This window comes from Actinoplanes sp. OR16 (assembly GCF_004001265.1).
In the GTDB taxonomy this organism is placed as follows: domain Bacteria; phylum Actinomycetota; class Actinomycetes; order Mycobacteriales; family Micromonosporaceae; genus Actinoplanes.
Genome location: NZ_AP019371.1, coordinates 5,692,350 through 5,715,439, shown reverse-complemented (window position 1 = coordinate 5,715,439; position 23,090 = coordinate 5,692,350). Strand labels below are relative to the sequence as shown.

The following is a 23,090-nucleotide window of genomic DNA, read 5'->3' as shown; positions in this document are numbered from 1 at the left end:
GTCATCGTCCTTTCCGGGCGGCCGACCACGCTGCCGTACCGGCTGCCACGGCGAGCAGCGCCACCGCCGGGCCGTGCGCGCCGGTAGCCGAGAACGAGAAGGCCATCAGCACCGGCGCCGCGAAGCCGGCCAGCCCCGCCGTGGCCGTGACCAGGCCCGTCACCAGCCCGACCAGTGACGGGCCGGCGCCCTCGGCGGCCCGGACCAGGGTGGCCGAGCTGGCCACGCCGAGCGACACCGCCATCGCGAGCAGGACGACGGCCACGACCGGCAGCGGCGGGCGGAACGACTGGATCCCGGCGGCGACGGCGAGGACGGCGAGCGACACCGACAGCGGCCGGGCCGGCGGCATCCGGTCGGCCAGCCAGCCGCCGAGCGGGCGGGCCAGGACCGCCACGATCACGAAGCCGGCCATCCACAGACCGGCGTCGGCGGCCGGCATGCCGTATGAGTCGTCGAGGTAGACCGGCAGGTAGACGGAGAACGCCACGAACAGTCCGAACTGGACCGAATACCAGCCGCCGGCCCGCCAGGTGATCGGCAGTCGCAGCGCCGCTCGCAGCCGGCCCGGCTCCCGGGGCCCGGCCGGCGCGTCCCGGCCGAAGACCGCGAGGGCCACCGCGCAGAGGGTCAGCAGGGCGGCGCTGATCAGGAACGGGGCGGCCATCCCGTACGCCCCGGCCCAGCGCACGGCGGTGAGCCCACCCGCGGCGCTGCCACAGACGCCCATCCCGAGCACGCCCAGCGCCACGCCGCGTCCGGCGCCCGGGAACCAGCCGCTGACCACCTGCACCCCCGCGGCGAACGTGGTGCCGGCGACCCCGAGCAGCGCCCCGCCGATCAGCAGGCCCGCCGCCGACCGGTGACCGCCGGCCGCCAGGATCCCGAGCGCGACGACCGAGACCGCCAGTACGGCCAGGAATGTGGCCCTTCCGCCGTACCGATCAGCAAGCGCACCCACCGGAACGCGCCCCAGACAACCGACCAGCACCGGCAGCGCGACCACCAGCGCCTGACCGATCCCGCCGAGTCCCGCGGTGTCACGCGTCAGCGGCGCGAGCGGGCTGAGCAGGCCCCAAGCCCAGACACTCACGAAATAGCCGGCCGACACGAGCAGCAGCATGCGCTGGGCGGTCCGATTCCGAACATCGACGTCCACCACGCAACCCCATCACGAGCCCGCATCACCCGAATCGAACGATGTCGAGCGACTAGCACCACCTCAGCGATCGACAGCCGTTATCGTCCAGGGGTGTCGAAGGTCCGCGTCGCGCTGGTCATGCTCGTCCTCTTCGCCGTCGCGCTCGGGGCGATCGCCCTGCTCGCGGCCGTGCACGCCGCACCCCTCTGGTTCACGATCCTCCCGATCGCCATCCTGGCCGGCGGCGCGGTCGTGGCCCGGTCCACCGGCCTGCTCAACAAGAAGTAGCGAACCCGTTCTCCAGGTACGCCGTGACGCCCGCCTTCCGGGCCTCCACGGCGGCGGCGATCCTGCGCGCCAGCAACTCCGGGAGCCGCTCCTCCGCTTCCGGCACGGTGCACCAGGCCCATCCCCGCAGTTCGGCGGCGGGCACCCGGATCAGGGCGGCTTGCGCGGGCGTGACGGTTCCGCCGTCGAAGAGCAGCATCAGGCCCTCGGTACGCCCGGCCCGCGGTGGCACCCAGTCCACCACGAGCAGCCGCCCCGGCCCGATCACCAGGCCGAGTTCCTCGTCGAGTTCGCGGATCACGGCGGCCAGCGGCGACTCGTCGGCCTCCACGGTGCCACCGGGTATCTCCCAGTAGTCCTTGTACGTCGGCTCGACCAGCAGAACCCGGTCCTGATCATCGGTCAGCAGAGCCCCGGCCCCCATCCGTTTCCGCGGCAGCCCGGCAGTGAAATCCTCGGCCATTCCTGCATTCAAACGCTCGGCGGGGGATCTATGCGGGCGCCACCCACGGGCCGTGCCAGCCGCCGTAGTCGGCGACCAGGCGTTCCGCGCCGGGCGGTCCCCAGGTGCCGGGGGTGTAGGACTCGACGGGCGGCGGGTTGTCGATGAGCGGCTGCATGATCCGCCAGGTCTCCTCGACGCCGTCCTGCCGCTGGAAGCGGGTGCTGTTGCCGAGCAGCGCCGCGTGCAGCAGCACCTCGTACGGCGTCGGGCCCTCTCCTCCCTCCTGGGCGAACTCCATGTCGAGAGTGATCCCCTCGGGGCCCTCCGCGTCCCCGCGGTGTGCCTGCATCTCGAAACGCAGCCCGGTCGACGGGTCGAGCTTGACCACCAGCTGGTCGGGTTCCGGCTGGCGGGCCAGGCCGGGCAGCCGCAGTCCGAGCTTCGGCGGGCGTTTGAAGACCAGGCGGAACTCGGTCTGGGTGACCGGGAGCCGCTTGCCGGTGCGGATGAAGAACGGCACGCCGGCCCAGCGCCAGTTGTCGATGTCGAGGCGGATCGCCGCGTACGTCTCGGTCTGCGAGTCCGCGGCGACGCCGGAGATGGACCGGTAGCCGTCGTACTGGCCGCGCACGTAGTGGGCCGGGTTCGCCTCGGCGACGGCTCGCCAGAGCGCGAGCTGGGTGTTCTTCAGCATGTCCGGGATCGCCCCGGCCGGTGACTCCATCGCGCCGGCGGCGAGGACCTGCATGAGGTGGTTGACGACCACGTCACGGACGGCGCCGACCGGGTCGTAGAAGTGGCCGCGGTCCTCGACGCCGAAGCTCTCCGCCATGGTGATCTCGACGGATTCGACGTAGTTGCGGTTCCAGACCGGTTCGAGCAGGGTGTTCGCGAACCGGAAGTAGACGAGTTCCTCGAGGCCCATCTTGCCGAGGAAGTGGTCGATGCGGAACAGCTGCGACTCGGGCACGTGCTGGTGGATCTCGGCGGCGAGGGCGACGGCGGAGGCGGTGTCGTGGCCGAACGGCTTCTCCACCACGACCCGGCCGGCGCGGACGAGTCCGGCGTCGGCCAGGCCCGCCGCGACCCGGCCGAACAGGAACGGCGGGATCTCCAGGTAATAGACCGGCGTTGCGGCGTCACCGATCGCCGCGCCGATGCGGCGGTAGGTGTCCGGGTCGCCGAAGTCGCCGCTGAGGTAGCTCATCCGGTCGGTGAGCCGGTTGAACGCGTCGTCCTCGATCTTCTCGCCGGTGCCCTCGATCGCCGAGCGGGCGTGGCTGATCAGGTCGTCACGGCTCCAGTCGTTCACGGCGACGCCGATGATCGGACAGTCGAGCAGACCGCGCAGTTCCAGCCGGTAGAGCGAGCGGAAGGTCATCACTTTGGCGAGGTCGCCGGTGATGCCGAAGATGACAAGGACGTCACCCCGTGTGTTCGGTGCCATCGTGTGCCCTTTCTTCGGTACGGATGCGAGGCTGGTCGATCGTGGCGGGATCCAGGAGTTCGGCGGAGCGGTGCGCCGGCCGTACGTAGAAGTCGTCGAGCCAGGTGGCGAAGGCGCGCATCTCAGCGCCGGCGTTGGCCAGCAGCTGGGCGTGCACGCCGAGCCAGGCGGCGAAGGCGAGGCGGCCTTTGAGTTCGTGCCGGTGCGGGCCGATCTCGGCGACCGCGGCCTTGCGGCCGATCATCGCCATGATGCCCTTGTCCTTGTAGCGGAACGGTTGCCGCTGCTCGCCCTCGATGCCGGCGATGATGTTGCCGGCCGCCCAGTCGCCGGCCTGCTGGGCGACGCTGCCCAGCTGAGGCAGCGTCTCTCCGTCGGCGGCCGGGATGTTGGCGATGTCGCCGAGCGCGTACACGCGGGGGAAGCCGGGGACGGTCAGGTCCGGGTTCACCTCGATGCGGCCGCCGCGGCCCTGGGGCAGGCCGGACCGGCCGGCGAGGGGTGCGGCCATCAGGCCGCCGCCCCAGACGACCAGGCGGGTCGGGATGGTGCTGCCGTCGCCGAGGGTGACACCGTCGGCGGTGACCTGCTTGACCGAGACGCCGAGGCGCAGTTGCACACCGCGGTGCTGGAGCTGGCGGGCGGCGTAGGCGTGCGACTCCTCGGAGAAGGCGCTCAGCACGGTGTGCCCGAGGTCGACCAGGATCACCTTGGCGCCGGCGATGGCGAGGTGCGGGTAGACGTGCGGCATCACGTCGTGCACGATCTCGGCCAGCGCTCCGGCGGTCTCCACACCGGTCGCGCCGCCACCGACCACCACGAAGGTGAGCGCACCCTCGTCGATCAGTTCCGGTTTGGCGGCGGCGTCGCGGAACAGCTCCAGGATCCGGCCGCGGACCCGCTGCGCGTCGTCCAGGCTGTAGAGCGGCAGGGTGAGCTGATCGGCGCCGGGAGTGTGGAAGAAGTTCGGCTGCGCCCCCGCGCCCAGCACCAGCACGTCGGCGGCGAGCGTGCTGCCATCGGTGAGGGTGACTGCCGGGCCGTGCGGGTCGATCGAGTCGACCTCGCCGGTCCGGGTCTGCACATTGGCGTGCCGGGCGAACATCTCGCCGAGGTCGAAGCGGATGTCGCGCGGCGCCAGCTCGGCCGTGGCGATCTGGTAGAGCAGGGGCTGGAACTGGTGATATCCGTTGCGGTCGACGATCGTCACCCGGGCTCGCGGCTCGGCGGCGAGCCGCCGCGCGCAGGCCACCCCGGCGAACCCCGCGCCGACGATGACGACCTCGGTCGTACCGGTCATCCGTGACTCCTCCCCGCTCCGACCACGTGTCCTCGCGAAGGCCATCGTCGCGAGCAGCCCGCGCGAGCCGCATCACCCACGGCGGGTGAGGTGGCGGGCACTGCCGGTGGCCGATGGTGGATCGGTGAATGCCGACCTGCTCGCCGCTCCCGCCCAGCTGCTGCCGGCACGGGAGCAGATGGCGCTGACCCTGATGTTCCACATCATCTTCGTGCCGTTCGGGATCGCGCTGCCGACGATGATGCTGATCGCGAACTACAAGGGACTGAAACGCAACGACACCGTCGCGCTGACCCTGGCCCGCCGCTGGTCGCACGCGGCCGGCCTGACCTTCGCCGTGGGCGCCGCCTCCGGAACCGTCCTGTCGTTCGAGATGGGCCTGCTCTGGCCGGGCCTGACCGGCAGGTTCGGCGAGGTGTTCGGCCTGCCGTTCGCGATCGAGGGGATCCTGTTCTTCCTCGAGGCGATCCTGGTCGCCATCTACATCTACGGATGGCGGCGGCTCCAGCCGTGGACGCACTTCTGGCTGGGCCTGCCGATCCCGTTCGTCGCGATCGGCGGCGCTTTCTCGATCATCTCGGCGAACGCCTGGATGAACATGCCGGCCGGCTTCACCATGGACGCCAACGGGCAGATCACCGAGGTCGACCCGATCGGGGCGATCTTCAACAAGGCGCTGCCGTACGAGTTCGGGCACTTCCTGGTCGCCGCGTACATGGCCGCCGGGTTCACCGTCGCGTCGATCTACGTGGTCGGCTGGCTGAAAGGACGCCGCGACCGCTACCACCGGCTCGGCATCCTCATCCCGCTGACCATCGCGACGGTGCTGACCCCGGTGCAGTTCGTCGTCGGCGACCTGACCGCGGTCGCCGTGTTCAAGGACCAGCCGGCCAAGTTCGCGGCCATGGAGGTGGTCACCGAGTCCGGCACGCATCAGCCGGAAGTCCTGTTCGGCCGCTACGACAGCGCCACCAACACGGTCGAGGGCGGTGTCTCCATCCCCGGGCTGAACTCCTGGCTGGCCGGGGGCAGCGTCGACACGTACGTCCCCGGGCTCGATCAGGTGCCGGCGGAGAACCGGCCGTCGAACGTGACGATCGTGCACTGGGCGTTCGACGTCATGGTCGGCGTCGGCACGGTGCTGCTCCTGCTCGCGTTCTGGTTCTTCATCGCCTACTGGCGAAAACGGGACGTGCCGAACAACCGGGTGTTCCTCTGGTTCGCGGCGAGCGCCGGCGTGCTGACCTTCATCGCCGTGGAGGCCGGCTGGATCGTCACCGAGGTCGGCCGGCAGCCGTGGATCGTCTACAACATCCTGCGCACCGAGGACGCGGTGACCAACACCGACGCCGGCACGCTGTGGATCAGCTTCTCCCTGATCGCGCTGCTCTACCTGTCGCTGGCGATCGGCACGATCACCGTGCTGCGCGCGATGTCGCGGCGCTGGCGCAAGAGCGACGAGACCGAGGACGAGCTTGCCGTGTACGGACCGCGCCCGGCTTTGAACGAGGTGGAGTCGTGAACACAGCAACCGTCGTCGCCGGGATCATGGTGCTGGCCATCACCTTGTACGCGTGCACCGGCATCGCCGACTACGGCGCGGGTTTCTGGGATCTGACCGCCGGTGGACGGGACCGGGGCCGCCTGCCGCGCTCGCTGATCGACAACGCGGTCACGCCGGTCTGGGAGGCGAACCACGTCTGGCTGATCTACGTGCTGGTGCTCTGCTGGACCGGATTCGGCAGCACCTTCGCCTCGGTGATGTCCACCCTCTACATCCCGCTCGCGCTCGCCCTGCTCGGGATCGTGCTGCGGGCCGCCGGTTTCGCGATGAGCAAGGACGCCGCCCGGGCCCGGATGCGGCACCTGGCCGGCTGGCTCTTCGGGATCGGTTCCTTCCTCACCCCGTTCTGCCTGGGCACCGCCGTGGGCGCGGTGCTCACCGGCCGGATCCCGGTCGGCAACGCCGCCGGCGACGAGATCACCAGCTGGCTGAACCCGTCGTCGATCCTGGTCGGGCTGCTCACCGTCGCGATCGGCGCGTACGTCTCGGCGCTCTATCTGCTCGCCGAGTCGCACCGGCACGGCATCACCGCGCTGCACGGCTACTTCCGGTTCCGGGCCCGGGCCGCCGGGGTCGCCGGGCTGCTGCTCGGCATCGGGGTGCTGGCCGCGCTGCGCTTCGACGAGGAGCAGATGTTCGACCGGGTGGTGCAGCGCGGCTGGCCGCTGCTGCTGATCAGCCTGGCTCTGCTGGCCGGGTCGTTCCGGCTGGCCACCGGCGTACGAGTCTGGCTCATGAGGCTCGTCGGCGCCGGCGGCATCGCCGCTCTGGTCTGGGCGTGGGCGGTGGCGCAGTACCCCTACCTGCTGCCGTTCTCGCTGACCGTGCAGGAGGGCGCGGCCGATCCGGCGACACTGCGCTGGATGATCATCTGGTTCGTCGGCGCGCTCGTGCTGGTGGTGCCGGCCCTGATCCTGCTGTTCTGGCTGGACCAGAAGGGCGAGCTGGGTGAGGACCCGACGACGTCGCGGGCCCCCACCACGACCGGCTCAGCTCAGACGTGACGCCAGGTGGTCGCCGACCCGCAGGGCGTTCGCCATCGCGGTCAGCGACGGGTTCACCGCCCCGATGCTCGGGAAGAAGCTGGTGTCGACGACGTAGAGGTTGTCCACCTCGTGCGCCTTGCAGTTGACATCCAGCGCTGAACTGGCCGGATCGGTGCCGAACCGCACCGTTCCGGCCTGGTGCGCGGTGGCCCCGATCGGCATCCCCTTGTGCAGGTAGATGCTGTGGTCGAGCAGCCGGTGCGGATGCATCCCGAGGTCGCCGAGCATGCTCTGGAACTGGTGCCGCAGCCGTTTGACGCCCTCGGCGTTGTTGTTCTCGTCGATGCTGAGCCGGATCTGCCCGTCCGCCTCCAGGGTCACCCGGCTGTCCGGGTCGGGCAGGTCCTCGCCGCACAGCCAGAAGTCGACGGCGTGGTGCGCGAGCACCTCGAACGGCATCTCCGGTGACATCTTGCCGGCCAGCCGCGGCGCGTTCGCCCGGATCTGCTCGGCGTCGGACTTGCCGAGCATCTGGATGCCGCCCATCGGGAACTCCCACTCCTCCGAGGCGAAGTACCAGTCGTGCAGCGCCAGGGTCTTCTGGAAGCGCGTCGGGTTGGGCTCGCGGGAGACCGCCATGACGGCCAGGTTGTTGTGCCGCATGTAGTGCCGGCCGACCACGTCGGAGCCGTTCGCCAGCCCGCGCGGGTGCCGGTCGTTCGCCGAGCGCAGCAGCAGCGCCGCCGAGTTCACCGCGCCGCAGGCGACGACGACGATGTCGGCGCTGAACCGCTGTGTCTCGCCGTTGACCTTCGCGACCACGGCCGTCACCTCACGGCCGGACTCGGAGGTCTCCAGCTTCTCCACGTACGCGTTGGTGACCATGGAGACGTTGTCGTGGGTCAGCGCCGGGTCGACGCAGCGGACCTGGGCGTCGGACTTGGCGTCGAGCAGGCACGGGAAGCCGTCCACCCGGTCACACCGGATGCAGACGCTGCCATGAGTGGCGTTGCCCGCCGCGTTCTGGGTGAGGTTCACGCCGATCGGCAGGTGGAACGGATGCCGGCCGAGCTTCTCCAGGCCGTCGCTCAGTTCCTGGATGCGCGGCTCGTGCTGCACCGGCCCGAAGGGGTAGTCGCGGCTCGCCTTTCCTGCTGTCGGATCCTCGCCGTGCAGGCCGCGGACGCCGTACAGATGCTCGGCCTGGGTGTAATAGGGCTCCAGATCGTCGTAGCTGATCGGCCAGGCCGGCGAGATGCCGCCGTGGTGCCGGATCTCGCCGAAATCCTGCGGCCGCAGCCGGAACAGCGCCGCGCCGTAGAACTTGGTGTTCCCGCCGACGTAGTAGTTCACCTCCGGCGGGAACTCGTGCCCGTGCTTGTCGAGCCAGAACTCCGGCGCGCGGTACTTACCCTTCACGAACACCGCGGTCGACTCCCAGTTGTCCCGCTCCCGGGGTAAGTAGTCGCCGCGTTCCAGAATCAGAACCCGTTTCCCGGTGGCCGCCAGCCGGTGCGCCAGGGTTCCCCCGCCGGCGCCGGTCCCGATGACGATCACGTCGGCATGCTGCATGGACGTCTCCCTATCCGTTGTCCTCCGAGTGGTATTCCGCAAGGAGCCGCTCCTCCTGCTCCCTGCGCGGGAAGAGGAAGAACACGAGGACCGCGCCGGCCAGGATCGCGATGATGCCGGCCGTGTACGCCCAGTCCGCGCCGTCCAGGAAGGACCCCTTGGCGGCGGCGGTGATCTGCCCGGCGTACTGCGGGTACTGCTGGGCCGCGTCGGCGGCGCTGGAGAACGACTTGGTCAGCACGTTGCGCATGTCGCTGCTCATGCTCTCGGCGTCCGGCGTGACGGCCAGGGTGGCGGCGAACGCCGACGCGTACCCGGCGGTCAGCAACGCCCCGAAGACCGACTGCAGGATCGCGCCACCCAGGTCGCGCTGCAGGTCGGCCGTGCCGGAGGCCATGCCGGCCCGGCGCACCGGCACCGAACCGGTCAGCGAGTGCGACGCCGGGGTTCCGGCCAGGCCGACTCCGATGCCGATGAAGACGTACGCCAGGCCGATCTGCCAGTACGGGCTCGCGTCCTGCCAGAAGATCAGCATCCAGCCGAAGGCGAGCAGCAGCGACACGTAGCCGCAGAGCAGCGTGAACCGGGCGCCCCGGGTCTCCACCAGCTTCGCCGAGCGCGGCGCGACGAGCACCATCAGCACGACCGCCGGCAGGAACGCGGCGCCCGCCTCCAGGGTCGTGTAGCCCAGCACGTTCTGCAGGTACTGCTGGCTGACGAACGCCGAACCCATCAGCGAGCCGAACACGATCACACCGGCGCAGGCGGCCACCCAGAACACCCGGCGGCGCGCCACGTGCAGGTCGTACAGCGGGTTCGCGGCGCGTCGCTGCCGCACCACGAACCCGATCAGCGCGGCCAGCGCGATCGCTGCCAGGCCGAGCGTGAGGGTTCCCTTGTCCGGCACCGGCGCGAAGTTGATCGAGAGGATCAGCGAGCCGACCAGCACCACCGAGAGGATGCCGCCGAGGTTGTCGACCGGGTCGGTGGTCTCGTTCACGCCGCTCGGTACCAGGCGCCAGGCGAGGAACAACGCGATCGCCACGAGCGGCAGGGTGATCAGGAAGACCGAGCCCCACCAGAAGCTCTGCAGCAGGAAACCGGCCACCAGCGGGCCCAGCGCGGCGATGCCACCACCGATCGCCGACCACAGCGCGATCGACTTGGTCCGGCCCGCGCCCGCCCACAGCGCCGTGATCAGCGCGAGCGTGGTCGGGTAGGCCAGGCCGGCCGAGAATCCGCCCAGCAGCCGGGCGAGGAACAGGACCGTGTCGGACGGCGCGTACGCGGCGAGCAGGCAGGCCGGGACCGACAGGCCCATGCCCAGCAGCAGCATCATCTTGCGGCCGTACCGGTCACCGAGCGCGCCCAGGTAGAGCACCGACGCCGCCAGGCCCAGCGAGTAGCCCACCGCGATCAGGTCGAGCGACGTCTGCGACGAGTCGAACGCCCGCCCGATCGACGGCAGCGCCACGTTCGCCACCGACAGGTTCAGGTTCGCCACGCCGGCGACCACGATCAGCGCGGTCAGCACCAGCCCGGCTCGCGCCGGCGCCTCCCCGGTTCCCGCAGACCCTGAGATGCGGTCGGTATCCGCCACAACGCTCGCCCCCTCGACAGGCCGGAATGTCACCAACCTCGCGCGAGAGGGCTACCCGCGCATCGTTCGCCTAGGGTGAATCTGCGTAGAGGCCGAGCAATGCCCTCGAAGCCGCCTCGACGATCTCGTCCGGGGACGCGGGGAGGACGCCGTCCAGCCAGGCGGTGATCAGCTCGGCCATGCCGCCGATGAACAGCATGCCGCCGATCTCGTCCTCCGCCTCGCTGTGGCTGGGCGCGCCGAGCACCCGCCGCGACTCCAGGGCCGACTGATGCGCCAGATGGCGCAACAACTCCGTACGGCGGCGGCGCAGTGCGGGAACCGCGATGGACTCCACGATCGCGACGCGGCCCTTGCGGGGATCGGCGATCAGCAGCTCCATGAAGGACCGCACGGCCGCCCGCACCCGGGCCACCGGATCGTCGCCGGCCGCTTCGGCGGCCGTGCGACTCGTCGTCTCGATCTCCGCGGCGATGGCGTCCATCACCGCTTCGAGCAGCGCTTCCAGGCCGGTGAAGCTCTCGTAGAAGTAGCGCTCGCTGAGGCCGGCCTCGGCGCAGACGGCGGTCATCGTGGTGCGGACGTGCGGATCGGCCCAGACGGTGAGGGCGGCGGCGAGCAGCCGTTCGCGGCGCTGTGCCACACGGTCGGCGGCGCTGACGCCCCGATAGATCCCTTGCTGGACCGCCATCCGCCAACCATGCCACACCGCTGCCGCAACATTGACAGGACATCCTTCCCGAATCACTCTGGTCGATACCGGAGGTGGCCAATGACGGCTGAGATTCGGGAAGAGACGCGCCAGATCGCGACCGTGCGGCGCGAGGACCGCGGGCTGCCGTGGATCGGCGGGTTCCTCGACTATCAGAGGGATCCGATCGCGCTCTACCGCCGCCATTGGGAGCATTACGGCGCTGTCGCTCCGGCGTACATGCTGGGAAAGAACACCGTGATGCTGCTGGGCCCGGACGCCTGCGGTGAGGCGCTGCAGAACTCCGACAAGGCGTTCGCCAACGAACCGGCCTGGTCACAGCTGGTCGGGCCGTTCTTCCACGGCGGTCTCATGCTCATCGACTTCGACGTCCATCACGGACATCGGCGGATCATGCAGGAGGCGTTCACGCCGGAACGGTTGGACGGCTACACCAGGCGGCTGCACCCGGCGATCGAGCAGGGCACGGCCGGCTGGGAGGCCGGGAAACGGTTCCCCGCGCACTGGCGGCTCAAGCAGCTCACCCTGGACATCGCCGCGGACCTGTTCATGGGCGGCGCGCGCGAGACCAGCCGTGCCGAGATGGCCCGGGTGAATCGCGCGTTCATCACATGCGTACAGGCCGCGGCCGGCGTGGTCCGGGCGGACGTCCCGTTCACCCGCTGGGGCCGGGCGTACCGGGCCCGCAAGATCTTGGAGGATTTCCTGCGCGGCTATCTGCCGGCCAAGCGCGCGGGAGAGAGCCGGGACGACATCTTCTCGGTGCTCTGCCACATCGAGACCGAGGACGGCGAGCGCTTCTCCGACGACGACGTCATCAATCACATGATCTTCCTGATGATGGCGGCGCACGACACGTCGACGATCACGACGGCGACGATCCTGCAGTATCTGGGCCAGCATCCGGCCTGGCAGCAGCGATGCCGGGACGAGGCGACGGCACTGGGACCGGCCCCGGACCGCGCGGAGCTCGAGTCGCTGGTCGCGATCGATCTGGTGATGAAGGAGGCGCTGCGGCTGCGGGCGCCGGTTCCGGTGCTGGTCCGCTACGCCGTCAAGGACACGGTCGTCCAGGGGACGAGGATCCCGGCCGGGACCATGTGCGCGCTCGGCATCCAGTTCACCCACCTCATGGAGGAGTACTGGACGAACCCGATGGTCTTCGACCCGGAACGGTTCGCGCCCGGGCGCCGCGAGGATCGGTCGCACCGGTTCGCCTGGGAACCGTTCGGCGGCGGCGTGCACAAGTGCATCGGCCTCCGGTTCGCCGGCCTCGAAGTCAAGGCGATCATGCACCGGTTGCTGCGCCGCTATCACTGGACCGTCGATCCGGCCTACGTGCCGCCGCTGGATCACCACTCGCTGCCGTTCCCCAAGGACGGCCAGCCGATCGTGCTACGGGAGAACTCATGGAAGCCGTGAGCGCCCATCGCCCTGGTTGGCTCACCGATGCCCGGATCGCTTCGCTTCGCCGATGGATCAAGGGCAGCGGCAAGGGTACGTCGACAGCGCTCGCTCCCTTCGACGCCCTGCCGACCATAGCCGTCCCGTCCTGCACGGCCGATGACGTCGACGCCGCCGCAGACCTCGCCCGTGTCGCGCAGCGGCAGTGGGCCGCCCTGTCGTTCCGGGCCCGCGCCGACGTGATCCTCCGTTTCCACGACCTGCTCGTCGACCGTCAGGACGAGGTGCTCGACCTGATCCAGTGGGAGACCGGCAAGGCCCGCGTGCACGCCTGGCAGGAGGTGCTGCTGCTCGGCACGGTGGCCCGGCACTACGCGCGGCACGGGCACACCTACATCGCGGACCGCCCGGTACGCCCGGCCGTCCCGATCGCCACCCGGGTCACCGAGGTCCGCGTCCCGAAGGGCGTCGTCGGGATCATCTCGCCGTGGAACTACCCGCTCTATCTCGGCGTCGCCGACCTGATCCCGGCGCTGCTGGCCGCCAACACCGCGGTCAGCAAGGCCGACGAGCAGACCCCGCTGACCCTGCTCTGGGCCCGGGCGCTGCTGGCCGAGGCGGGCCTGCCGGAACACGTCTGGCAGGTGGTCACCGGCGACGGCCCGGCGATCGGCGCGGCGGTGGTCGACGCCTCCGACTACGTCTGCTTCACCGGGTCCACGGCGACCGGCCGGCTCGTCGCCGAGCACGCCGCGCGCCGGCTCATCGGCGTCTCGCTGGAGCTCGGCGGCAAGAACCCGCTGATCGTGCGCGCCGACGCCGACCTGGACCTCGCCGCCCGCGGCACCGTCGAGGCCGCGTTCGCCAACAGCGGCCAGATGTGCATCCACATCGAGCGGGTGATCGTGCACGGGAAGGTCTACGACGCGTTCGCCGAGGCGCTGCTGGCCGCCACGAGCGGGCTCCGCCTGGGTCAGGGCCTCGGTTTCGGGTACGACGTGGGCCCACTGGCGTCGCAGTCCCAGTTGGACAAGGTCAGCTCCCATGTACGCGACGCCGTGGCGAAGGGAGCGGCAGTTCTCGCCGGAGGCCGGCCGCGCCCCGACATCAGCCCGTACTCCTACCAGCCCACGGTCCTCGCCGACGTCACCGGCGACATGGACGTCTGCCTCGGCGAGACGTTCGGCCCGGTCGTCTCCCTGCACCGGGTGGACGGCGACGAGGCCGCGATCGCCGAGGCCAACCGCGGCCGGCACGGGCTGTCCGCCAGCATCTTCAGCACCGACACCGCGGCGGCCGAGGCGATGGCCCGCCGGATCCGCGCCGGCGCGGTGAACGTCAACGACGGGGCCGGCCTCGCCATCGCCACCGTGGAGGCGCCGATGGGCGGCCGCGGCGACAGCGGGCTCGGCCGCCGCCACGGCGCCGAGGGCATCCGCCGGTTCACCGACGCGCAGACCGTGGCGGTCTCGCGTCTCGGCCCGCTCGGACCGCCGCCGGGCCGGCCCATCGAGTCGTTCGTGGCACTCGGCAACCGGCAGTTGAAGCTGCTGCGGAGGTTGCGCATCCGATAACGGGAGGACCCTGCATGGATTTCGACGACACCCCGGACGAAGCTGCCTGGCGCGCCGAGGTGCGCGCGTTCCTGGAGAAGCATCACGGCGACCGCGGTGATGATCCCCGGGCCTGGCAGGCGGTGCTCTACGACGCCGGATTCGTCGGCGTGACCTGGCCACCCGACGCCGGCGGGCGCGGTGGCACCCCGATGCAGCAGGCGATCGTCGACCAGGAGACGGCTCGGCTCGGCCTGCCCGCCCTGATCAACCTGATCGGCATCGGCATGTGCGGCCCGACCGTGATCATGCACGGCAGCGACGACCAGAAGCAGCGCTATCTCAAGCGCCTGCTGCGGGCCGACGACCTGTGGTGCCAGCTGTTCAGCGAGCCGGCGGCCGGCAGCGACCTGGCCGCGCTGCGCACGAAGGCGGTCCGCGACGGCGACCGCTGGCGGGTCAGCGGGCAGAAGGTGTGGACGACCCTCGCCCACCTCGCCGACTACGGGATCCTGCTCGCCCGCACCGATCCCGACGTGCCCAAACACCGGGGCCTGACGATGTTCGTGATCGACATGAAGGCCCCGGGCGTCACGGTGCGGCCGCTGCGGCAGATGAACGGCGAGGCGCACTTCAACGAGGTGTTCTTCGACGACGTGATCATCCCGGACACCGAACGCCTCGGCGCGGCCGGCGACGGCTGGACGGTGGCGCTGACGACGCTGATGAACGAACGCCTCTCGCTCGGCGGAGGCGGCACCGGGATCGGCCCGAAGCCGGAGACGGTCGCACGGCACGTCGCCGAGCACATCGGCGGTCTCTCCCCCGACCGGCAGGCCCTCGCACGTCAGCAGCTCGGGCGGGGGTACGTGGCGGCGCTCGGTGCGCGCTACACCGGCTATCGGCAGCTGTCGAAACTGAGCCGCGGCGAGCTGCCCGGCCCCGAGGCGTCGGCGGGAAAACTGAGCGGCACCCGATCGGCGCGGGACCTGACCGACCTCGCGGTGCGGGTACTCGGCGACGACGCCCCGGTCGCCGGCGGTCCCTGGCAGAACGGTCAGGCGGTGCTTCCCGGTATGGCCATCGCCGGCGGCAGCGATCAGGTACTCCGCAACATCATCGGCGAGCGGGTCCTCGGGCTGCCCGCCGAGCCTCGTGCCGACAAAGGTGTGACCTTCAGGGAGAGCATCCGATGAATTTCGACCTGGATCAGGAGCACCTGGACCTGGCGGCGGCTTCCGGCGAGTTCCTGTCCGCCACGGCCTCCCCGGCGGCGGCCCGCGCGGCCCTCGACGACGGTGCCGGCGATCGGCCCGGCCACTCAGCGCCGGGCGGCGGCATTCGTCCCGGTCGGGAGGATCTGGTCAAGAGTGGATTCGCGACCATCACCGTGCCGGAGAGCGCGGGCGGTGGTGGCGGCACCGTGCTGCACCTGGCAGTGGTGGCCGAGCAGGCCGGAAGGGTGCTCGCCGGACCGTCGCTGGTCACCTTCGCCCGAGCAGCGGTGCTCCTCGGCGGTGACGGGGAACGGCTGGCCGGACTCGCCGACGGCAGCCCGGCTCTGGCAATCGTGGATGGTGGTGGTCCGGTGCTCGACGCGGTGGGCGCGGACACCTTTCTCGCTCTGCGCGACGGGAACCTGGTCTGCGGGCCGGGCACGGTCGCCGTGCGGGAGCCGATCGACGCGACCCGTGGGCTCGGTGACGTCACGCTCGGCGAGACCGTCGTCCTGGCCCGCGACGCCGCTGAGCTCTGGGAACGCTCGGAACGGATCGGCCGGACGATTCTGGCCGCCGAGGGCTTGGGCGCCGCCAGCCGGATCTTGGAGATCGGTGTGGCGTACGCGAAGGATCGGAATGCCTTCGGCCGGCCCATCGGCTCCTATCAGGCGATCAAGCATGCGCTCGTCGACGTCTATGTCGCGGTGGAGCAGCTGCGCTCGCTGGTGTGGTGGGCGGCCTGGGCCGCCGATCGCGCGCCCGGCGAGTTCCCCCTGGCCGCGGCCGCCGCGAAGGCCGCCGCGGCGACCACCCTGGAGCTCGCCGCCGAGACCGTGATCCAGGTGCACGGCGGCATCGGTTTCACCTGGGAGCACGACGCCCACCTGTACTGGCGGCGCGCCAAGGTCGACCGGTTCCTGCTCGGTGACGACGTGGCCGCGTTCGACGAGGTGGCACGGCTGGCGATGGAGGAGGCAACGCGATGAACCTGGCGGTTCTGGCTGAGGAGTCCTTCGAACGGCTCGGCGACTACGAGTCGCTGTTCTTCGAGGGCAGATGGCTGACCAGCGGAGAGATCCACCGGCGGTCCGCGCGGGTGGCCGCCGGCCTGCGGGCGAACGGTGTGCGTCCGGGCGACCGGGTCGTGGTGCTGACGATGAACGCGCCGGAGGTGTTCATCTCCTATCGGGCGATCTGGCGGGCCGGCGCTGTCGTCACCCCGGTGATCTTCCTGCAGAGCGTGCCGGAGCTGCGGCACATCCTCACCGACTCGGGGGCGACCGCCGCCATCATCAGTCCCGAGCTGGCGGACCTGTTCCAGGGTGCGGCCGAAGGGCTGGAGCTTTCGGCGTACGAGATCGCCTCCTCTTTCAATGATCTTGAAGCTTTTGAACCGGCGGGCATCGAACCGCGCGCCGACGACGATCTCGCGGCGCTGCTCTACACCGGCGGCACCACCGGCCGGGCGAAGGGCGTCATGCTCAGCCACCGCGGACTGTGGGAATGCGGGCGCGGGCTGGACCAGGTCAACCGCACGATGGACTCGACCCGGTCACTGCTGGCGCTGCCGCTGTCGCACGCCTACGGGCTGATCGTCGCCATCGCCGGCCTGCACTCCGACCGCCGGCACGTCTCGGTGATGCAACGCTGGTTCGACCCGGTCGGCTGGCTGAAACTGGTCGAGGAGCATCGCCTCGAATCCGCACCCGTCGTCCCCACCATGCTGGCGATGCTGCTCGCCCAGCCGCTCGGCGACTACGACCTGTCGTCGCTGCGCACGTTCGGCTCGGGCGGAGCCACCCTGCCACCACCGGTTCGCGCCGCCGCCGAGAAGACGTTCGGCGTGACCGTCCTGGAAGGCTACGGCTGCACCGAGTCCAGCGCGTTCGTCTCCGCCGAGACCGTCACCGAACACCGGGCCGGCAGTGTCGGCAAGCCCCTCCCGCACGCCGAGGTGGCGATCCTCGACCCGGACGGCATGCCGGTGCCGGCCGGCGAGGACGGCGAGATCTGCGTCCGCGGACCGGGCGTGATGCTCGGCTACTGGAACGACCCCGCGCTGACCGCGCAGACCGTCCGGGACGGATGGCTGCACACCGGCGATGTCGGGCGGATCGACGCGGACGGATTCCTCTACGTCGTCGACCGGCTCAAGGACCTGATCATCCGGGGCGGCTTCAACGTCTTCCCGCGGGATGTCGAGGACGTGCTGCTCGAACACCCGGCCGTGCAGATCGCCGCCTGTGTGGGGCGGCCCTCCCTGGAGATCGGCGAAGAGGTCATCGCCGTCGTGCAGCTGGCGCCCGGGCAGGAGGTGAGCGGGCCGGAGCTCGTCGAGTTCGCGAAGGAACGGATGGCACGGTACAAGTACCCGCGTGAGGTGATCGTGCTGGATGCGGTGCCGCTGACGAGCGTCGGGAAGATCAATCGCAAGGCGGTGCGGGCGTTGGTGAAGTCCTGATGACTCGTTCCGCTTCGAGTTCCGCTTCGCGTTCTGCTTCGCGTTCTGCTTCGCGTTCTGCTTCGCGTTCTGCTTCGCGTTCTGCTTCGCGTTCTGCTTCGCGTTCTGCTTCGCGTTCTGCTTCGCGTTCTGCTTCGCGCAAGATCGCCGGGATGGCGGTCATCGTCACCGGCGGCGCTCGCGGTATCGGGCGCGCCACCGCCGAACGTCTGGCTCGTTCGGGCGCCTCGGTGGCCATCGGTGACCTGGACTCGTCGCTGGCCTCATCCGTTGCCGCACCCTTCGGCGACCGTGTCATGGCCGCCCGCCTCGACGTCACCGACCCCGCCTCGTGGCAGGAGTTCCTGACCACCGTCTCGTCGCTGGGACCGTGGGACGCTTTGATCAACAACGCCGGGATCATGCCGCTCGGCTCGCTGATCAAGGAGCCCGACCAGCTGACCAGGGCCATCTTCGAAGTCAACGTCTTCGGCGTGATCAACGGTACGAAGGCCGTCGCGCCCGGCATGGTCGACCGCGGACGGGGTCACATCGTGAACGTGGCCTCGGCGGTGGGCCGTCTCGCGGTCGCGAACGCCGCCACCTATTCGGCCTCGAAGTTCGCCGTCGTCGGTTTCAGCGAGGCCATGCGCGCCGAACTCGCCCCCGCCGGCGTCGACGTGACACTGGTCCTGCCGACCGTCGTCAAGACCGAACTCTCCGCCGGCGTCCCCGCGGCCCGCGGCGTCAAAGCGGTCACCCCGGACGACGTGGCAAAAGTGATCGAGGGCGCGCTGCGCAAGCCGCAGGCGGAGTTGTGGGTGCCGCGCTGGGTCCAGGCGCCGACGAAGTTCACCCAGGCCCTGCCCCGCCGGGTCGGTGAGGTCCTGGACCGCATGTCCGATGCCGGGAAGGTTCTTTCGAGAGCCGACACGGCGGCGAGGGAGGCGTACGAGCAGCGCGCCCGCCGGGGTTCGGACTCATGAGCGCCTTCCCTGCGTTGATCGAGCGCCTGGAGACCGAAGTGCTGGTCGACCACGGCAGCTTCGACCTCATCGACGACAGTGGCGAGCAGGACGCTCCTGCCGGCGGTGACTGGTTGTCTCCCGGGCTTCCCGGTGGCGGCTGGTTGTCCGCCGGGCGCAACATGATCACCGTGGTCAGCGCGTCGACCCGCCACCACGTCGCCGCCGTCACGGTGGAGGCCTGGGAAGCCCAGCCCGCACCCGCGCCGGGCTGGGCCGACATGACCGAGACATCGGTGATCCTGGACAGCGGCTTCCTGGAGATCAATCCCCTGGTGGACGGCGAGGACGCCGACGACATCACGGTAGGCGGCGCCGGCGCCTACCGGGTCCGCGCCTACGTCACCGGGCGAGCCGAACTGCAGGCCGCCACCCCGCCACCGGACGTCGAACTGCACGGCGTCGAACGCTATCTCCTGCAGATTTGGCCCGCTCCTTGATGGGAATCCTGCCGGGGCGCGGCCACCCGACCCGCGACGACGGCGGTCGCATGTCCATTGCCACCGCCGCCAGCGAATCGGCCCACTCCGGTCATCCGCACCCTCATCCGCGATCTCCCCGCGCGCAGATCTTGGGTGACTCCGCACCTCGGAGGGTCGAGAATCACTCAAGATCAGCGCGGGGCTCGGGCGACCGCAACGCGACCCCACCCGACGCGACCCCACACGACGATCCACGACCTCCCACCACAGATCTTGGGTGACTCCGCACCTCGGAGGATCGAGAATCACTCAAGATCAGCGCGGGGCTCGGGCGACCGCAACGCGACCCCACCCGACGCGACCCCACACGACGATCCACGACCTCCCACCGCAGATCTTGGGTGAACCTGCACACCCGCGGATCGAGAATCGCTCAAGATCTCGGAGACGATGCGGCGGGCGGCACCTCCTCAGATCGACTGCAGGATGACGGCCGCGCCCTGGCCGCCGCCCCCGCAGATCGCGGCCGCGCCGAGGCCGTCCACCTGCCGGGCGAGGGTGCCCACGATGCGAGCACCGGACGCGCCGATCGGGTGCCCGATAGCGATCGCCCCTCCATGCACGTTCACGATGCCGGGGTCGACCTCGAGGTCATCGACCGAAGCGACGGCCACCGATGCGAAGGCTTCGTTGATCTCGATGCGGCCGAGGTCGGCGGGCGCTGCGCCGAGATATCGCACAGCAGCACGGATGGCGTTCGCGGGCTGATGATGCAGACGCACGTCCGGCCCCGCCACGGTCGCCGACGCCAGCACCCGCGCCAGTGGAGTCACACCGCGGGAACGCGCGGCCGTCTCACTCATCAGCACGAGAGCTGCCGCACCGTCGGTGAGCTGCGAAGAGTTCCCCGCAGTGATCGTTCCGTCGGTCGAGAACGCCGGTCGGAGCGCCCCGAGCCCCTGCACAGTCGTCTCCGGACGGACACCATCGTCAAGATCAAGAGCTTTATCTCGTACGGGGAAAGCCTCGATCTCACCGGCCAGGAACGAGCGGGATGACGCCGCCCGCTGGTGCGAAGACGCCGCCCAAGCATCCTGATCGGCCCTGCTCAGACCCAGTTGATCATTGCCGGCCTCGGTGGAAGCGCCCATCGACCGCCGCTCGAAGGCGTCGGTGAGACCGTCGAGTTCGAGCGTATCGAGCATCTCGATCGCGCCGTACCGGGTCCCGGCCCTGCTGCGCGACGCGTGCGGTGCGAGCGACATCGATTCCATCCCGATCGCCACGACGATCTCCGCGCGACCGGAAGTGATCAGATCGGTGGCCGCGATGACGGCTTCCAGACCGGACAGGCACACCGCGTTGATCGTGGTGGCGGGCGCGCTGAGCGGGATTCCCGCGGCGACGGCCGCCTGCCGGGCCGGGTTCTGTCCGGCCAGGCCCTGAAGCACCTGACCAGCGAAGACACGCTGCACCGCTTCGGCCGGGACACCCGCCCGGGCGAGCGCGGCCCGAGTGGCGTGCGCGCCGAGCGCGGTGGCAGCGACGCGGGCGAGCGCGCCGGTGTAGCGGGCGAACGGCGTGCGGGCGTACCCCGCGATCACGACGCTCATCCGAGCACCCCCGCCCGGAGCCGGGCACCGTTCGGCCCCCGATCGGTCCCGGCGTTCATGCGAGATTCACCACGAAGCCGGCCCCGGTCAGTTCCACGATCCCCTCGACCGTCTGGTCGTCGGCGATCCGGCGCAGCACCAACCCGTCCGTGGTGACGTCGAAGACCGCGCGATCCGAGATGATCCGGTCCACCACCCCGGCGCCGGTCAGCGGCAGCGTGCACCGCTCCACGATCTTCGGGCTGCCGTCCTTCGCCACATGCTCGGTGACGACGATGACCCGCGGGGTGCCGGCGACCAGATCCATCGCGCCGCCCATGCCCTTGACCAGTTTGCCGGGGATGGTCCAGTTCGCCAGGTCGCCGTTCGCCGCGACCTGCAGCGCACCGAGGATCGCGGTCTGCACGTGACCGCCCCTGATCATGCCGAACGAGGTCGCCGAATCGAAGATCGAGGCGTTCGGCAGCAGTGTCACCGTCTGCTTACCGGCGTTGATCAGGTCGGCGTCCTCGTCGCCCTCATACGGGAACGGCCCCATTCCGAGGATTCCGTTCTCGCTCTGGAGCGTCACGCGTACCCCGGAAGGGAGATTGTTGGCGACCAGCGTGGGAATGCCGATCCCGAGATTGACGTATTGACCGTCGGTCAGTTCGGACGCGGCGATGGCCGCCATTTCGTCACGCGTCCACACGGGCCCGCACCGTCCTCTGCTCGATGTCCTTCTCCTGGATCTCGCTCCGGATCAGGTGCTGCACATAGATACCGGGCGTGTGAATGTCGTCCGGGTTCAGCGCATCGATCATGGACGCCTCGGCGATGGTGATCCGTCCCGCGGTCGCGACGAGCGGATTGAAGTTGCGCGCGGTCAGCCGATAGCGCAGGTTCCCCTCCAGATCCGCCTGGTGAGCACGGACGAGGGCGAGGTCCGCGACGATGCCACGTTCCAAGATCGCCGAGACGCCGCCGAATTGGAGAACCGGCTTGCCCTCGGCCACCGGAGTGCCGAATCCGGTGGGCGTGTAGAACGCCGGAATTCCGGCCCCACCGGCCCGCAACCGTTCGGCGAGAGTTCCCTGAGGAACGAATTCGACCTCCAGCTCGCCGTCGAGGTATTGCTGGGCGAAGAGCTTGTTCTCGCCGACATAGGAAGCGAGAACCTTGCTCACCTGCTTGTTCTCCAGCAGCAGGCCGAGGCCTTTGCCGTCGACGCCCATGTTGTTGCTGACGATGGTCAGATCCCGGACGCCGGTGTCCCGCAACGCCGTGATCAGCGATGTCGGATTGCCGGACAGGCCGAAGCCTCCGACCGCCACCGTCATGCCGTCCCGGGCGACGGCGGCGACGGCTGCGGCCGCACTGTCGACGAGTTTGCTCATGGCCGCGGAAGGTAAACGCCTTCCTCCCCCGGAGACCGCGACTGATCACTCAGCGGCTTTTCTGGGCATCCCGTGCTCATAATGTGAGCATGCAGGGCACCCAATTGATCGTCCGGGCGGCCGCGATCCTGCGGAGGGTCGGTTCCGGTGGCGCCGAGGGCGTGACCACGGCAGACGTCGCGGCGGCGACCGATCTGCCGCGTTCGACGGCGCAGCGAGTCCTGGCCGCGCTGGCCGAGGAGGGCTTCGTCGACCGGGATGCGCGGCGCGGCCGGTGGCACCTAGGCCCCGAACTCTTCCTGCTCGGCTCGGTCGCCGCCGAACGCTACGACGTCACGTCGACGGCGCGCGACATCCTCCGGTCGCTGGCCGCGAAGACCGGTGAGAGCGCGTTCTTCTCGGCCCGCCGCGGCGCCGAGACGGTCTGCCTCGCCGGCGAGGAGGGCAGCTTCCCGCTGCGCTCGCACGTGCTGCACGAGGGCATCCGCCTGCCCCTCGGCGTCGCCTCCGCCGGCCTCGCGATCCTCGCCTACCTGCCCCTCGAAGACGCCGAGATCTACATCAAATCCCGAGATCAAGAGCTTGCTTCCGCGTACGGCGACCAGCACGCCGCCCTGCCCCTCACCCGCCGGCTAACGGCAACCCGGAGGCGCGGCTACGCCGTCAACCCCGGCCTGATCGTGCCGGGCAGCTGGGGCATCGGCGCCGCAGTCTTCGACCGAACCGGATCACCGGCATGGGCTCTGAGCCTGACCGGAGTCGAGTCCCGCTTCAACGGCGACCGAACAGCCCACTTGGGCGCGCTCCTGCTAGAGGCCGCCCACGCCCTAACCCAACGAATCTCCCGCCGCGGCTAGCCACCAACCGAAGCCGAGCCGAGCTGGACGGGCCTGCCGAGGCTGACCGAGCCGGCCGAAGCTAACCGGACCGGCCGAAGCTAACCGGACCGGCCGAAGCTGGGCCTTGGCCAGGCCAGGCCAGG

22 protein-coding genes are annotated in these 23,090 nt (G+C 70.2%); 11 read left to right on the top strand and 11 right to left on the bottom strand.

Features of this window, described 5'->3' with window-relative positions; translation table 11 throughout:
- Nucleotide 1: 1 nt before the first annotated feature.
- Entirely contained in the window at nt 2-1,159 is a 1,158-nt protein-coding gene (locus EP757_RS25985; RefSeq protein WP_127550248.1) for an MFS transporter, read from the bottom strand.
- A 93-nt stretch (nt 1,160-1,252) separates the two neighbouring features.
- On the opposite strand from EP757_RS25985, the gene EP757_RS42925 reads away from it, so the two are divergent.
- The gene (locus EP757_RS42925) at nt 1,253-1,429 is read left to right on the top strand and encodes a hypothetical protein (protein WP_160165887.1); all 177 of its coding nucleotides are present in this window, start codon (nt 1,253-1,255) and stop codon (nt 1,427-1,429) included.
- Here EP757_RS42925 and EP757_RS25980 read toward each other — a convergent pair.
- The 3 genes from EP757_RS25980 to EP757_RS25970 are packed head-to-tail and all read right to left on the bottom strand — an operon-like array spanning nt 1,416 to nt 4,621.
- Nucleotides 1,416-1,892 carry an NUDIX hydrolase gene (locus EP757_RS25980; RefSeq protein ID WP_232050007.1) on the bottom strand — a complete coding sequence of 159 codons (477 nt, stop codon included), beginning with the start codon at nt 1,890-1,892 and terminating at the stop codon, nt 1,416-1,418. The genes EP757_RS42925 and EP757_RS25980 overlap by 14 nt on opposite strands.
- 28 nt (nt 1,893-1,920) lie before the next feature.
- Nucleotides 1,921-3,321, bottom strand: coding sequence for a glucose-6-phosphate dehydrogenase (locus EP757_RS25975; protein WP_127550246.1), 1,401 nt, complete (start codon nt 3,319-3,321; stop codon nt 1,921-1,923).
- A complete protein-coding gene (locus EP757_RS25970; RefSeq protein WP_127550244.1) occupies nt 3,299-4,621 on the bottom strand; it encodes an NAD(P)/FAD-dependent oxidoreductase in 1,323 nt (440 codons plus the stop codon). Before EP757_RS25970 ends, EP757_RS25975 begins: the two co-directional genes overlap by 23 nt.
- A 124-nt stretch (nt 4,622-4,745) precedes the next feature.
- Here EP757_RS25970 and EP757_RS25965 point away from each other — a divergent pair, with 124 nt between their 5' ends.
- Together EP757_RS25965 and EP757_RS25960 are read left to right on the top strand one after the other, a co-directional pair.
- Nucleotides 4,746-6,143 (top strand): cytochrome ubiquinol oxidase subunit I, encoded by a 1,398-nt coding sequence (locus EP757_RS25965; protein WP_127550242.1) that lies wholly within the window; start codon nt 4,746-4,748, stop codon nt 6,141-6,143.
- Nucleotides 6,140-7,189: a cytochrome d ubiquinol oxidase subunit II gene (locus EP757_RS25960; protein WP_232050006.1), complete on the top strand. Its 1,050-nt coding sequence runs from the start codon at nt 6,140-6,142 to the stop codon at nt 7,187-7,189. The genes EP757_RS25965 and EP757_RS25960 overlap by 4 nt, the downstream gene beginning before the upstream one ends.
- Here the strand turns inward: EP757_RS25960 and EP757_RS25955 are convergent.
- The 3 genes from EP757_RS25955 to EP757_RS25945 form a co-directional block, all read right to left on the bottom strand.
- Nucleotides 7,175-8,743: a GMC oxidoreductase gene (locus EP757_RS25955; protein ID WP_127550240.1), complete on the bottom strand. Its 1,569-nt coding sequence runs from the start codon at nt 8,741-8,743 to the stop codon at nt 7,175-7,177. The genes EP757_RS25960 and EP757_RS25955 overlap by 15 nt on opposite strands.
- A 10-nt stretch (nt 8,744-8,753) precedes the next feature.
- Complete coding sequence (locus EP757_RS25950; RefSeq protein WP_232050005.1) at nt 8,754-10,343, bottom strand: MFS transporter; 1,590 nt, start codon at nt 10,341-10,343, stop codon at nt 8,754-8,756.
- A gap of 70 nt (nt 10,344-10,413) precedes the next feature.
- Nucleotides 10,414-11,034, bottom strand: a complete 621-nt coding sequence (locus tag EP757_RS25945; protein ID WP_127550238.1) for a TetR/AcrR family transcriptional regulator — start codon at nt 11,032-11,034, stop codon at nt 10,414-10,416.
- Between the two features lie 81 nt (nt 11,035-11,115).
- On the opposite strand from EP757_RS25945, the gene EP757_RS25940 reads away from it, so the two are divergent.
- The 5 genes from EP757_RS25940 to EP757_RS25920 are packed head-to-tail and all read left to right on the top strand — an operon-like array spanning nt 11,116 to nt 17,693.
- Nucleotides 11,116-12,477, top strand: a complete 1,362-nt coding sequence (locus EP757_RS25940) for a cytochrome P450 (protein ID WP_127550237.1) — start codon at nt 11,116-11,118, stop codon at nt 12,475-12,477.
- Nucleotides 12,465-14,033, top strand: coding sequence for a succinic semialdehyde dehydrogenase (locus EP757_RS25935; protein WP_127550235.1), 1,569 nt, complete (start codon nt 12,465-12,467; stop codon nt 14,031-14,033). Before EP757_RS25940 ends, EP757_RS25935 begins: the two co-directional genes overlap by 13 nt.
- Nucleotides 14,034-14,047: 14 nt before the next feature.
- A complete protein-coding gene (locus tag EP757_RS25930; protein WP_127550233.1) occupies nt 14,048-15,208 on the top strand; it encodes an acyl-CoA dehydrogenase family protein in 1,161 nt (386 codons plus the stop codon).
- Nucleotides 15,205-16,218 (top strand): acyl-CoA dehydrogenase family protein, encoded by a 1,014-nt coding sequence (locus tag EP757_RS25925; RefSeq protein WP_127550231.1) that lies wholly within the window; start codon nt 15,205-15,207, stop codon nt 16,216-16,218. Before EP757_RS25930 ends, EP757_RS25925 begins: the two co-directional genes overlap by 4 nt.
- Nucleotides 16,215-17,693, top strand: a complete 1,479-nt coding sequence (locus EP757_RS25920) for a class I adenylate-forming enzyme family protein (protein WP_127550229.1) — start codon at nt 16,215-16,217, stop codon at nt 17,691-17,693. Before EP757_RS25925 ends, EP757_RS25920 begins: the two co-directional genes overlap by 4 nt.
- Here the strand turns inward: EP757_RS25920 and EP757_RS44065 are convergent.
- The gene (locus EP757_RS44065) at nt 17,656-17,862 is read right to left on the bottom strand and encodes a hypothetical protein (protein WP_232050004.1); all 207 of its coding nucleotides are present in this window, start codon (nt 17,860-17,862) and stop codon (nt 17,656-17,658) included. The genes EP757_RS25920 and EP757_RS44065 overlap by 38 nt on opposite strands.
- On the opposite strand from EP757_RS44065, the gene EP757_RS25915 reads away from it, so the two are divergent.
- Together EP757_RS25915 and EP757_RS25910 are read left to right on the top strand one after the other, a co-directional pair.
- Nucleotides 17,846-18,658 (top strand): SDR family oxidoreductase, encoded by an 813-nt coding sequence (locus tag EP757_RS25915; protein WP_232050003.1) that lies wholly within the window; start codon nt 17,846-17,848, stop codon nt 18,656-18,658. The genes EP757_RS44065 and EP757_RS25915 overlap by 17 nt on opposite strands.
- Complete coding sequence (locus tag EP757_RS25910; RefSeq protein WP_127550226.1) at nt 18,655-19,137, top strand: hypothetical protein; 483 nt, start codon at nt 18,655-18,657, stop codon at nt 19,135-19,137. Before EP757_RS25915 ends, EP757_RS25910 begins: the two co-directional genes overlap by 4 nt.
- A 452-nt stretch (nt 19,138-19,589) precedes the next feature.
- Here EP757_RS25910 and EP757_RS25905 read toward each other — a convergent pair whose 3' ends face one another.
- From EP757_RS25905 to EP757_RS25895, 3 genes are read right to left on the bottom strand one after another with little or no spacing between them, the layout of a single operon-like run.
- A complete protein-coding gene (locus EP757_RS25905) occupies nt 19,590-20,732 on the bottom strand; it encodes an acetyl-CoA C-acyltransferase (protein WP_127550224.1) in 1,143 nt (380 codons plus the stop codon).
- A gap of 55 nt (nt 20,733-20,787) precedes the next feature.
- On the bottom strand, nt 20,788-21,405 hold the full coding sequence (locus EP757_RS25900) for a 3-oxoacid CoA-transferase subunit B (RefSeq protein WP_127554441.1): 618 nt from the start codon (nt 21,403-21,405) through the stop codon (nt 20,788-20,790).
- 4 nt (nt 21,406-21,409) lie between these two features.
- Entirely contained in the window at nt 21,410-22,108 is a 699-nt protein-coding gene (locus EP757_RS25895; protein WP_127550222.1) for a CoA transferase subunit A, read from the bottom strand.
- An 89-nt stretch (nt 22,109-22,197) separates the two neighbouring features.
- Between EP757_RS25895 and EP757_RS25890 the strand changes: the two genes are divergently transcribed.
- Nucleotides 22,198-22,965, top strand: a complete 768-nt coding sequence (locus EP757_RS25890; RefSeq protein WP_127550220.1) for an IclR family transcriptional regulator — start codon at nt 22,198-22,200, stop codon at nt 22,963-22,965.
- Nucleotides 22,966-23,090 lie beyond the last annotated feature (125 nt).

What these genes read in the sequence shown, in the direction of transcription:
- EP757_RS25980 (WP_232050007.1), bottom strand. Translation starts at nt 1,892, where the DNA reads ATGGCCGAGGATTTCACTGCCGGGCTGCCGCGGAAACGGATGGGGGCC.
- EP757_RS25975 (WP_127550246.1), bottom strand. Translation starts at nt 3,321, where the DNA reads ATGGCACCGAACACACGGGGTGACGTCCTTGTCATCTTCGGCATCACC.
- EP757_RS25970 (WP_127550244.1), bottom strand. Translation starts at nt 4,621, where the DNA reads ATGACCGGTACGACCGAGGTCGTCATCGTCGGCGCGGGGTTCGCCGGG.
- EP757_RS25955 (WP_127550240.1), bottom strand. Translation starts at nt 8,743, where the DNA reads ATGCAGCATGCCGACGTGATCGTCATCGGGACCGGCGCCGGCGGGGGA.
- EP757_RS25945 (WP_127550238.1), bottom strand. Translation starts at nt 11,034, where the DNA reads ATGGCGGTCCAGCAAGGGATCTATCGGGGCGTCAGCGCCGCCGACCGT.
- EP757_RS25940 (WP_127550237.1), top strand. Translation starts at nt 11,116, where the DNA reads ATGACGGCTGAGATTCGGGAAGAGACGCGCCAGATCGCGACCGTGCGG.
- EP757_RS25935 (WP_127550235.1), top strand. Translation starts at nt 12,465, where the DNA reads ATGGAAGCCGTGAGCGCCCATCGCCCTGGTTGGCTCACCGATGCCCGG.
- EP757_RS25930 (WP_127550233.1), top strand. Translation starts at nt 14,048, where the DNA reads ATGGATTTCGACGACACCCCGGACGAAGCTGCCTGGCGCGCCGAGGTG.
- EP757_RS25925 (WP_127550231.1), top strand. Translation starts at nt 15,205, where the DNA reads ATGAATTTCGACCTGGATCAGGAGCACCTGGACCTGGCGGCGGCTTCC.
- EP757_RS25920 (WP_127550229.1), top strand. Translation starts at nt 16,215, where the DNA reads ATGAACCTGGCGGTTCTGGCTGAGGAGTCCTTCGAACGGCTCGGCGAC.
- EP757_RS25915 (WP_232050003.1), top strand. Translation starts at nt 17,846, where the DNA reads ATGGCGGTCATCGTCACCGGCGGCGCTCGCGGTATCGGGCGCGCCACC.
- EP757_RS25910 (WP_127550226.1), top strand. Translation starts at nt 18,655, where the DNA reads ATGAGCGCCTTCCCTGCGTTGATCGAGCGCCTGGAGACCGAAGTGCTG.
- EP757_RS25905 (WP_127550224.1), bottom strand. Translation starts at nt 20,732, where the DNA reads ATGAGCGTCGTGATCGCGGGGTACGCCCGCACGCCGTTCGCCCGCTAC.
- EP757_RS25900 (WP_127554441.1), bottom strand. Translation starts at nt 21,405, where the DNA reads ATGGCGGCCATCGCCGCGTCCGAACTGACCGACGGTCAATACGTCAAT.
- EP757_RS25895 (WP_127550222.1), bottom strand. Translation starts at nt 22,108, where the DNA reads ATGAGCAAACTCGTCGACAGTGCGGCCGCAGCCGTCGCCGCCGTCGCC.
- EP757_RS25890 (WP_127550220.1), top strand. Translation starts at nt 22,198, where the DNA reads ATGCAGGGCACCCAATTGATCGTCCGGGCGGCCGCGATCCTGCGGAGG.